7 protein-coding genes and 2 pseudogenes are annotated in these 9,399 nt (G+C 64.9%); 6 read left to right on the plus strand and 3 right to left on the minus strand.

Translation table 11 applies throughout. The features are described 5' to 3' along the window. Positions 1 to 175: 175 nt before the first annotated feature. Positions 176 to 1,363 carry a Gfo/Idh/MocA family oxidoreductase gene (locus EOA24_RS16900; RefSeq protein WP_126081138.1) on the minus strand — a complete coding sequence of 396 codons (1,188 nt, stop codon included), beginning with the start codon at positions 1,361 to 1,363 and terminating at the stop codon, positions 176 to 178. A 142-nt stretch (positions 1,364 to 1,505) separates the two neighbouring features. Continuing rightward, the gene (locus tag EOA24_RS16905; RefSeq protein ID WP_126081137.1) at positions 1,506 to 2,561 is read right to left on the minus strand and encodes a sugar phosphate isomerase/epimerase; all 1,056 of its coding nucleotides are present in this window, start codon (positions 2,559 to 2,561) and stop codon (positions 1,506 to 1,508) included. A 400-nt stretch (positions 2,562 to 2,961) separates the two neighbouring features. Here EOA24_RS16905 and EOA24_RS16910 point away from each other — a divergent pair, with 400 nt between their 5' ends. From EOA24_RS16910 to EOA24_RS16925, 4 genes are read left to right on the plus strand one after another with little or no spacing between them, the layout of a single operon-like run. Further along, a complete protein-coding gene (locus tag EOA24_RS16910; protein ID WP_126081136.1) occupies positions 2,962 to 3,849 on the plus strand; it encodes a sugar phosphate isomerase/epimerase in 888 nt (295 codons plus the stop codon). 56 nt (positions 3,850 to 3,905) lie between these two features. Continuing rightward, positions 3,906 to 5,075, plus strand: a complete 1,170-nt coding sequence (locus tag EOA24_RS16915) for a mandelate racemase/muconate lactonizing enzyme family protein (protein WP_126081135.1) — start codon at positions 3,906 to 3,908, stop codon at positions 5,073 to 5,075. Between the two features lie 2 nt (positions 5,076 to 5,077). Then, positions 5,078 to 5,794 (plus strand): FadR/GntR family transcriptional regulator, encoded by a 717-nt coding sequence (locus EOA24_RS16920; protein WP_126081134.1) that lies wholly within the window; start codon positions 5,078 to 5,080, stop codon positions 5,792 to 5,794. Positions 5,795 to 5,799: 5 nt separating this feature from the next. After that, positions 5,800 to 6,780, plus strand: coding sequence for a hydroxyacid dehydrogenase (locus EOA24_RS16925; protein ID WP_126081133.1), 981 nt, complete (start codon positions 5,800 to 5,802; stop codon positions 6,778 to 6,780). Between the two features lie 112 nt (positions 6,781 to 6,892). Here EOA24_RS16925 and EOA24_RS16930 read toward each other — a convergent pair whose 3' ends face one another. Continuing rightward, positions 6,893 to 8,188 carry an amidase gene (locus EOA24_RS16930; RefSeq protein WP_126081132.1) on the minus strand — a complete coding sequence of 432 codons (1,296 nt, stop codon included), beginning with the start codon at positions 8,186 to 8,188 and terminating at the stop codon, positions 6,893 to 6,895. Positions 8,189 to 8,309: 121 nt separating this feature from the next. Between EOA24_RS16930 and EOA24_RS16935 the strand changes: the two are divergent. Both EOA24_RS16935 and EOA24_RS16940 read left to right on the plus strand, forming a co-directional pair. Then, positions 8,310 to 8,679 (plus strand): annotated as a pseudogene (locus tag EOA24_RS16935) (GFA family protein). Between the two features lie 63 nt (positions 8,680 to 8,742). Then, a pseudogene (locus tag EOA24_RS16940) lies at positions 8,743 to 9,399 on the plus strand (Tat pathway signal protein); the annotation flags it as partial.

A 9,399-nucleotide genomic window follows, 5' to 3' on the forward strand; every position in this document is an offset into this window, starting at 1 on the left:
CCCCTCATCCGGCCGCTTTCGCTGCCACCTTCTCCCCGGCGGGGAGAAAGAGGTTGTCGTCGGCGCCGGCGCCCTCCTCTCCCCTCGGGGAGAGGTCGGATTGCCCCGAATTGCGTTTGCAATTCGGCTGGCAATCCGGGTGAGGGGGACTCCCCCTCAGACGACGCAGCCGTCCCTAGAGCTTCGTCCACGCCCCATTTTTCTTCGACGACTTCACGCAGGCCTCGATGAAGGCCATGCCTTCGACGCCGTCCTCGATCGTCGGGAAAATCACATCCTTGCCCGGCTTGCCGCCCCTTCTGCGTGCCGCCCGGATTGCGCGGGCGGCCTCCTGGTAGATGTTGGCAAAACCTTCGAGATAGCCTTCCGGATGTCCGGATGGCACACGGGTCACACGCGCCGCGACCGGCATCGCGCCGGCGCCGGCCCGGGTGAGCAGCTGCTTCGGCTGGCCGAAAGGCGTGTACCAGAGATAGTTCGGGTCGGCCTGCACCCATTCCAGCCCGCCCTTCGAGCCATAGATGCGCAGCTTCAGCCCGTTCTCATGGCCGGGCGCCACCTGGCTTGCCCAGATCATGCCCTTGGCCGGATGCTTGTTGCCGACCGGCTTGAAGCGCAGCATGACGTTGACATTGTCGTCGAGCTGGCGGCCCGGCACGAAGGCGTCGAGGTCGGCCGACAGAGAATCCAGCTCCAGCCCCGAGACGAAACGGGCAAGGTTATAGGCATGCGTGCCAATGTCGCCCAGCGCGCCGCCGGCGCCCGCCTGCTTGGGATCGGAGCGCCACGAGGCCTGCTTCTGACCGGTGGCGGCGAGATCCTCGGTCAGCCAGTCCTGCGGATATTCCGACTGCACGATGCGGATGTCGCCGAGTTGGCCCTTGGCCACCATCTCGCGCGCCTGCCGGATCATCGGATAGGCGGTGTAATTGTGGGTGAGCACGAACACCTTGCCGGTCTTCTCGGCCAGCGCGGCAAGCTTCTTCGCCTCGGCGAGCGACGTCGCCAGCGGCTTGTCGCAGATGACATGGATGCCGGCCTCGAGGAAGGCCTTGGCCGCCGGCACGTGCACATTGTTGGGCGTGACGATCGCCACCGCCTCGATGCCGTCGGGACGCTTGGCTTCGGCCTTGGCCATCTCGGCATAGGAGCTGTAGCTGCGCTGCGGATCGAGCCCCAGTTCGGCGGCGGAAGCCTTCGCCCGTTCCGGGTTCGACGACAGCGCGCCGGCGACCAGCACGAAATCATTGTCCATGCGCGCCGCGATGCGGTGCACCGCGCCGATGAAGGCGCCTTGCCCGCCGCCAACCATGCCGTAGCGGATCGGGCCGCCTCCCGTTTCCGACTTCGATGCGCCGACCATTTTTCGTCCTCTCCTCTTGGCTGCTCACCCTCCCCCTGCGGAGGGCCGACGCACGGCGTCGGGGCGGGGTATAAGGGTCCGCCGCGGCTTTGAATTCAACCCCGCCCGGACCCGCTGTCGATCTTCCAGGGAAGTTCGCGGGTCAAATCCCCATCATCGCCCGCAGCAGCTTTTTGTCGGTCGTGCCGGCGGCGAAATCGTCGAAAGCCTTCTCGGTCACCCTAATGATATGGTGCTGGATGAAGGGCGCGCCTTCGGCTGCGCCGTCCTCGGGATGCTTCAGGCAGCATTCCCATTCCAGCACCGCCCAGGAATCGTAATTGTACTGGGTGAGCTTGGAGAAGATGCCGCTGAAATCGACCTGGCCGTCGCCCAGCGAGCGGAAGCGGCCTGCCCGGTTCACCCAGCCCTGATAGCCGGAATAGACGCCCTGCCGTCCGGTCGGATTGAACTCGGCGTCCTTGACGTGGAAGGCCTTGATCCGCTCGTGATAGATGTCGATGAATTCCAGATAGTCGAGCTGCTGCAGCAGGAAATGCGACGGATCGTAATTGATGTTGCAGCGCTTGTGGCCGCCGACCGCGTCGAGGAACATCTCGAAGGTCACGCCGTCGAACACGTCCTCGGAAGGGTGGATCTCGTAGCCGACATCGACGCCATTGTCCTCATAGACATCGAGGATCGGCTTCCAGCGTTTGCCGAGCTCGCCGAAGGCTTCCTCGATCAGCCCGGCCGGCCGCTGCGGGAAGGGATAGAGGTAAGGGAAGGCCAGCGAGCCGGTGAACGACACGGAAGCATTAAGCCCGAGATTGCGCGATGCCTGGGCGCCGAACTTCATTTGTTCGACGGCCCATTGCTGGCGCGCCTTGGGATTGTTGTGCACCGATGGCGGCGCGAAGCCGTCCATCTGCGCGTCATAGGCAGGATGCACCGCCACCAGTTGCCCTTGCAGGTGCGTCGACAGTTCCGTGATCTCGACGCCCGCGTCGGCGCAGATGCCTTTCACCTCGTCGCAATAGGCTTTCGACGAGGCCGCCTTCGCGAGGTCGAACAGGCGTCCGTCCCAGGTCGGGATCTGCACACCCTTGTAGCCGAGCCCGGCCGCCCATTTGGTGATCGAAGCCAGCGAATTGAACGGTGCGGCATCGCCCGCGAACTGCGCCAGAAACAGGCCGGGACCCTTCATCGTCGTCGGCATCGGCATCCTCCCTCTCTTGTTTTCGTGACCAAGCATAGCGCCAATTGGAGCGAGGGCCAGCCTGTTTGGTCAGTCCTGACGGCATCTGAACGCCATGTCATTCTGGTATTACCAAATCCCGTAGTTCGGTCAAGCGCCTGAAAAGCTGGAAGAAGCCTCGGACCCGCAATTGGAAATGCGAAATTACCTTATTAAATCATGGCATTGTCCGGCGCGGTCGGCTTCCTCTGCCCACTTCTTGCCGCGCAGGAAAATTTGCTGTAGACGTCATGCCAGGCCCAATTGGTCGAACCAGTTTCGAGGAAAACCTGGCAACGCCTTGGGGAGGAAACGTGCGGCCGCCTCTGTTCGAGGCGTCGCGGGGTAAAATGTGACAGGCGAATTCTGGGAAGGATAGACCATGCATCTTTCGACGCACAATTGGATGCGGGCGGAGCCGCTGGAGGTGACGCTGAAGCGCATCAAGAAGTTCGGCTACGAATCGATCGAGATTTCCGGCGAGCCCGAGCAGTACAAGACCAAGGAGACGCGCGCGCTGCTCAAGGAGTATGGCATCCGCTGCTGGGGTTCGGTGACGCTGATGCTCGGCGAACGCAACCTCGCCGCCAGGAACCAGGGCCAGCGCGAGCGGTCCGTCCAATATGTCAAGGACGTGCTCACCATGGTGAGCGAGCTCGACGGCGAGATCATCACGCTGGTGCCCGCGACCGTCGGCAAGGTGGTGCCGGACGGCACCGAGGCGGAGGAATGGGGCTGGGTGGTCGATGCCACGCGCGAATGCTTCACCCATGCCAAGAAGGTCGGCGTCCGGATCGCCATCGAACCGCTCAACCGCTTCGAGACCTATCTCTTCAATCGCGGCGCCCAGGCGCTCGCGCTCGCCGACGCGGTGAGCCCCGAATGCGGCGTCTGCCTCGACGCCTACCACATCCACATGGAGGAATTTAACGTCTATGACGCGATCCGCCAGGTCGGCAAGCGCCTGTTCGATTTCCATGTCGCCGACAACAACCGCTTCGCCGCCGGCCTTGGCCAGATCGACTGGCCGAAGATCGTGCGCACGCTGAAGGAAGTCGGCTATGACGGCGCGCTGACCAACGAATTCGTCGCCCCCGTCGACCGCACGCCGGCCGCGCCCTATCCGGAGATGGTCGAGCGCAATCCGGTCGACATCTCGCCCGAGCAGCTCAAATTCATCCAGGACCACGGCTCGAGCGTGCTTACGGAGAAATTCTACACCGACCAGATGCGCATCACCGCCGAAACGCTGCTGCCGCTGATCAAGTAGACCTCCGACCAAAGCTTGTCCTTCCGCCTGGCGGGCGGAGGGGCCGAAGGGAAAATATGCGCATCAAAAGCGTTCAGGCCTGGTGGGTCCGTGTCCCGATCGAAGTCGCGAGGCAGCATCGCAGCGACTTCGGGCAGGTGACGACGTTCGACGCCGCCATTCTGCGCATCGAGACCGACGACGGCCTGGTCGGCTGGGGCGAAGGCAAGAACGCCGCCGGCAGCGCCGGCAGCTATGGCGCGCTCGTCCATATGCTCAATCACGAGATCGGTCCGCAACTCATCGGCCGCGATCCGGCCGACATCGGCATCATCTGGGAAATGCTCTATAACGGCGTGCGGCACGAGACGGCGGCGCATGCAGGCCATGCGATGCCGCAGCTGGCGCGGCGCGGCATGAGCGTGGCGGCGATCAGCGCCGTCGACATCGCGCTTTGGGACATCCTCGGCAAGTCGCTCGGGCAGCCCGTATGGCGGCTGCTCGGCGGCCGCAAGGTCGAGCGCATGCAGGCCTACGCTTCGGGCGGCTGGGCCTCCGCCGACGCCATCGGCGAGCAGTTGCAATCCTACATCGCCAAGGGCGGCTTCAAGGCGCTGAAGATGCGCGTCGGCGCCATGGACGGCGCGCCCCATCTTTCGGCCGCGCGCGTGCGCGCCGCAAGGCAGGCGATCGGTCCGGAGGTCGACCTGATGGTCGACGCGCACGGCACCTACACCGTCGCCGAGGCCAAGCGCTTCATCCAGCTCACCGCCGATCTCGACCTCGCCTGGTTCGAGGAGCCTGTGATCGCCGACGACAAGCCGGGCATGGCCGAGATACGAGCCTCGGGCTCAACGCCGATCGCCACGGGCGAAAGCGAGGCGACGCGCTACGCCTTCCGCGACCTGGCGGTGTTGAAATCGGCCGACATCTTCCAGCCGGATCCCGCTTTCTGCGGCGGCATCAGCGAGGCGATGAAGATCGGCACCATCGCCAGCGCCTTCAACCTGCGTTTCGCGCCGCATCTGTGGGCCGGTGCGCCCTGCTTCTTCGCCGGGCTGCATGTGTGCGCCGCCTCGCCCGCCTCCTTCATCATCGAATATTCGCTCGGCGCCAATCCGATGATCCACGACCTGGTCGAGGAGACTGTCGAAGCGAAGGACGGTATGATAGCGATCCCTGAAAAGCCTGGATTGGGTTTCACCATCTCGGAGCGATTCCTGGAGGCGCACGCGCAACGTATTTGACGATGAAAGAAAAGAACCTTCTCGCGGAACTCGCCGCCTATCTCTTCTCCAACTCGGACAAGGAGTCCGGCCGCACGCCTTCGGAACGCGAGCTGGCGGAACATTTCGGCGTCAGCCGCGGCCAGATCCGCGAGGCGCTCGCCATCCTCGAGGCCATGCGCATCGTCGAGCGGCGCGCCAAGTCCGGCATCTATATCGACACCAAGCAGGCGAGCGTGGAAGCGCTGGCGCTGTTCGCCCGCGCCGGCCTGCCGCTCGATCCGGTGCAGATTTATGAGACGGTAGAACTGCGCAAGATCCACGAGATCAAGGCGGCCGAGCTTGCCTGCTCGCGCGCAACGGAAGAAAACTTCGAACGCCTGCGCGAGATCCTGAAAGCCTCCGAAGAGCGCATCGCCGCCGGTGAAGGCCTCGCCAAGGAGGACCGCGAGTTCCACCTCGAGATCGTGCGCGCCACCAAGAACAGCGTCTTCCATAACATCTGCAGCGTCTATTACCTGATGGGCGAGCAGCGCCTGCCGATCTATTTCAACGATCCCGAACGCAGCGTGCGCTCGCATGCCGAACACATCCAGATCTACGAGGCGCTGCTTCGCCGCGACGGCAATCTCGCCCAGGCTCTGATGAGCGCCCATCTGCAGGGCGCCGAGAGCTACTGGAAAGGGATCATCGAAGGCCGCGGAACAGAACCGAAAAGCGCGGCGCTCGAGAAGGCCTGAGTGCAATGCGCAAGATCCTGTCGACGCATCCGCTGCACCCCCGCGCCACGGCCATGCTGGCCGGCGCCGGGCGGCTTGCAATTGCTTCCGCGCTCGATCCAAAGACATTGACCACTGAGGCCTGCGACGCCGACATCGTCATCGTGCGCGCGCCGCTGCCGCCGGAACTGTTTCAAGGCGCGGCGAATTTGCGAGCCGCTATCCGCCACGGCGCCGGGCTGGACATGATCCCGGTCGAGGCGGCGACCGCCGCCGGCGTGCTTGTCGCGAACGTACCCGCCGTCAATGCCCGCTCGGTCGCCGAGCATGTGATGTTCGCAGCGCTTGCCCTATTGCGGCGCTTCCGCGTGATGGACCGCGACCTGCGCGCCAAGGGCTGGCTTGCCGGGCGCGAGCATGCCAATTCGACCAGCGAGCTTGCCGGCAAGACGATCGGCATTGTCGGCCTCGGCGCGGTCGGCCGGGCCGTCGGACATATCGCCGCGCACGGTTTCGACCTCAATGTCGTGGCAACGACGCGCAGCCTGCGCCCGGCGCCCGAGCGCGTCGGCTTCCTGTCGATCGACGCGCTGGTCGAGCAGAGCGACGTCATCGTGCTCTGCTGCCCGCTGACGGAGGAGACGCGCGGCCTGATCAGCCGCGAGCGCATCGCCCGTATGAAGCCCGGCGCACTGCTGATCAACGTCTCGCGCGGCCCGGTGGTCGACGACGAGGCGCTGATCGAAGCCTTGCGGGAAGGCCGCATCGGCGGCGCCGCGCTCGACGTCTTTTCAACGCAGCCGCTGCCGCCCAACCATCCCTATTTCGGCTTCGACAATGTCATCGTCACCCCGCATATGGCCGGGATCACCGAGGAATCGATGATGCGCATGGGCGTCGGCGCCGCCGGCGAGGCGCTGCTGGTGCTCGCCGGCAAGCTGCCCGTCAACCTGCGCAATCCGGAAGTGATCGAGCACTACCGGCGACGCTTTCCAACTGGCGATTAATTCGCCGAGACCATGCGACGATGCAGACCGGAGACGCCGGCAGAAGGGTGCGCGAAGGAACGCAACGGTAAATTTTCCTGATCCCAATTTGCCTCGGTTCGAAGCACGCCTCTCAACGGCTAAGCAGCGCCTCCACTGCCGCTGCAATCGCCAGCAAACGGCGATCATCCCCGTGCCTGCCCACCAGCATCAGCCCGGCCGGCAGCTTGGTGCCCGGCATCGGCAACGAGATCGCGCAGAGGTCGAACTGGTTGGCGACCTGCGTGTTGCGCAAGAGCAGCCCTTCGGTCCTGTCGCGCAACGCCTCGTCGGCGGCCATGGCGGCAATGGAAGGCGCGACCATCGGCACGGTCGGCAATGCCAGGACATCTATAACGTTCAGCCGTTCCGCCATCGCCGCCGCAAGCTCGCCGCGACGGCGGATCGTGCGGATATAGACCGAAGCGGGAACCGCCAGCGCGCGCGACAACGGCCCGGTGACATGCGGATCGACCGGCACGGAGGCGCCGCTCGCCAGCCAGTCGGCATGCACTTCGGCGCCCTCCATTGAGGCGATCGTGCCGCGTCTGGTCGCGGCGCGCATTTCGGCGATGAGATCGTCGATGGGCAAATCGACGGCGCCGGCGCCAGCCTGCCCGATCCTGTCGATGCAGGCCTCGAAAGCTTCCGCGACCTCGGCTTGCGTCTCGTCGAACAAGACACCGCGCGGAATGCCGATGCGCAACATCGCAAGCGGGATCGGCTGTAGCGCCGCCGGCTCATCTGCGGCCATGATCGCATCGGCAATCGCGCAATCGGCGACGCTGCGGGCAAGCGGGCCAATCGAATCCAGCGTCATCGACAGCGGAAAGGCGCCCGTCAAAGGCACGCGCCCCGCCGTCGGCTTGAAGCCGACGATGCCGTTGAGCGAGGCCGGGATGCGCACCGAGCCGCCGGTGTCCGAACCGATCGAGATGTCGCTTGTGCCCTCGCCGACCGCAACGCCCGCCCCCGATGACGAGCCGCCCGGGATCAGGCTGGCGTCGGCGGCATTGCCCGGCGTGCCATAGTGAAGGTTGTCGCCGATCGCGGTGAAGGCGAATTCGGTCATGTTGGTCTTGCCGACGATCACGGCGCCCGCCCGCCGGAGCCGCGCCACGATGGCCGCGTCCCGCGTCGCCGGCGCGGTGCCGGCGAGGATCAGCGACCCGGCCGTGGTCGGCTCGCCGGCAACGTCGAACAGATCCTTGATCGAGACGATGCGCCCGTCGAGCGGGCCAAGGCTGACGCCGGCCTTGCGGCGAGCGTCGGACGCATCGGCGGCTGCCCGCGCGGCCGCGGCATAGAGCTTGGTGTAGACCCGCTCCTCGGCCGCGCGATTGGCAAGACGTGACAGGATGGTTTCGAGACGATCGCGGACGGATTGCATTTTCGATGTCGGACCTTGCAAATTTGCAACGTCTTTTAGACGCGCGGCCTGATGTTGGGCCCGGCAAAGAGATAACCCGGCAAGCGTGCCTTTGCACCCTGCCAGCGATGGGAGGATGCTGATGCTGTACAAAGGCAGTTGCCACTGCGGCAAGGTGGCATTCGAGGTCAAGGGTGAGATCGGCGGCGCGGTGCGCTGCAACTGCTCGATCTGCGCGCGCAAGGGCGCGCTGCTGTGGGCGGTGCCGCATGAGAAGCTCAGTCTGGTCGCCTGGGGCGACGACCTCGGCCGCTACACCTTCGGCAAGGCTCAAATCGCGCATCGCTTCTGCCGGACCTGCGGAATCCACCCCTTCGCCGAGGATGTCGGCGAAAGCGGCGAACGCACGGCCTATATCAACATCAACTGCCTCGAACGTCGACGTCGCCGGCATCGAAGTGTTCGAGTTCGACGGTCGCGCCGCTAGGCGGCGGGTCGATCAAAGGCCTTGATTGAGATCAAGGGCTATTCCCGAGCCGCCGCTATCTTGCCTGCAAGTTTATCGAGAGGGCACGATGAACAGGCGAACGATGCTCGTGGGCGCAGGCGCCGCGCTTGTCGCGGCGGGCACCGGTGTTGCCGGTTGGCGATCGGCGGTCGGGTCCATGGCCCAGTATGAGGTCTTCGCCGCCGGATTGCGTGACCGCCTGACGCCCGATCTTGGGGCCATCGTCCGTTACGCAACCTTGGCGGCCAATAGCCATAATACGCAGCCCTGGCGGTTCCAGCTTGAAGGGCAAGCAATCGAGATCCGGCCAGACCTTCAGAGGCGGACCCCGGTCGTCGACCCTGACGATCATCATCTCTATGTCAGCCTGGGATGCGCCGCGGCCAATCTCATGCTCGCCGCGGCGGCGACTGGCCGAACCGGCGAGGCTTCGCTTACGGCCGACGGCAACGGAATCCGTTACGACTACCTCATGGGCGAGGCGAAAGCGGACCCGTTGGCCGACGCCATTCCGAAACGCCAATCGACGCGTGCCGAATATGATGGCCGCGCCACCCCTGCCGCCGATCTCGTCGAGCTTGAGCGCGCAGCCGCGATACCGGGTGTGAGCCTGGCGCTTGTCACCGATCAGGGGCGGATGAAGCAGGTGCGGGATCTCGTCCTCGCCGGCAATGAAGACCAGATGAATGACCCCGCATTCATGCATGAGCTGAAGCAGTGGATC

Source organism: Mesorhizobium sp. M2A.F.Ca.ET.039.01.1.1, from assembly GCF_003998035.1.
GTDB lineage: Bacteria > Pseudomonadota > Alphaproteobacteria > Rhizobiales > Rhizobiaceae > Mesorhizobium.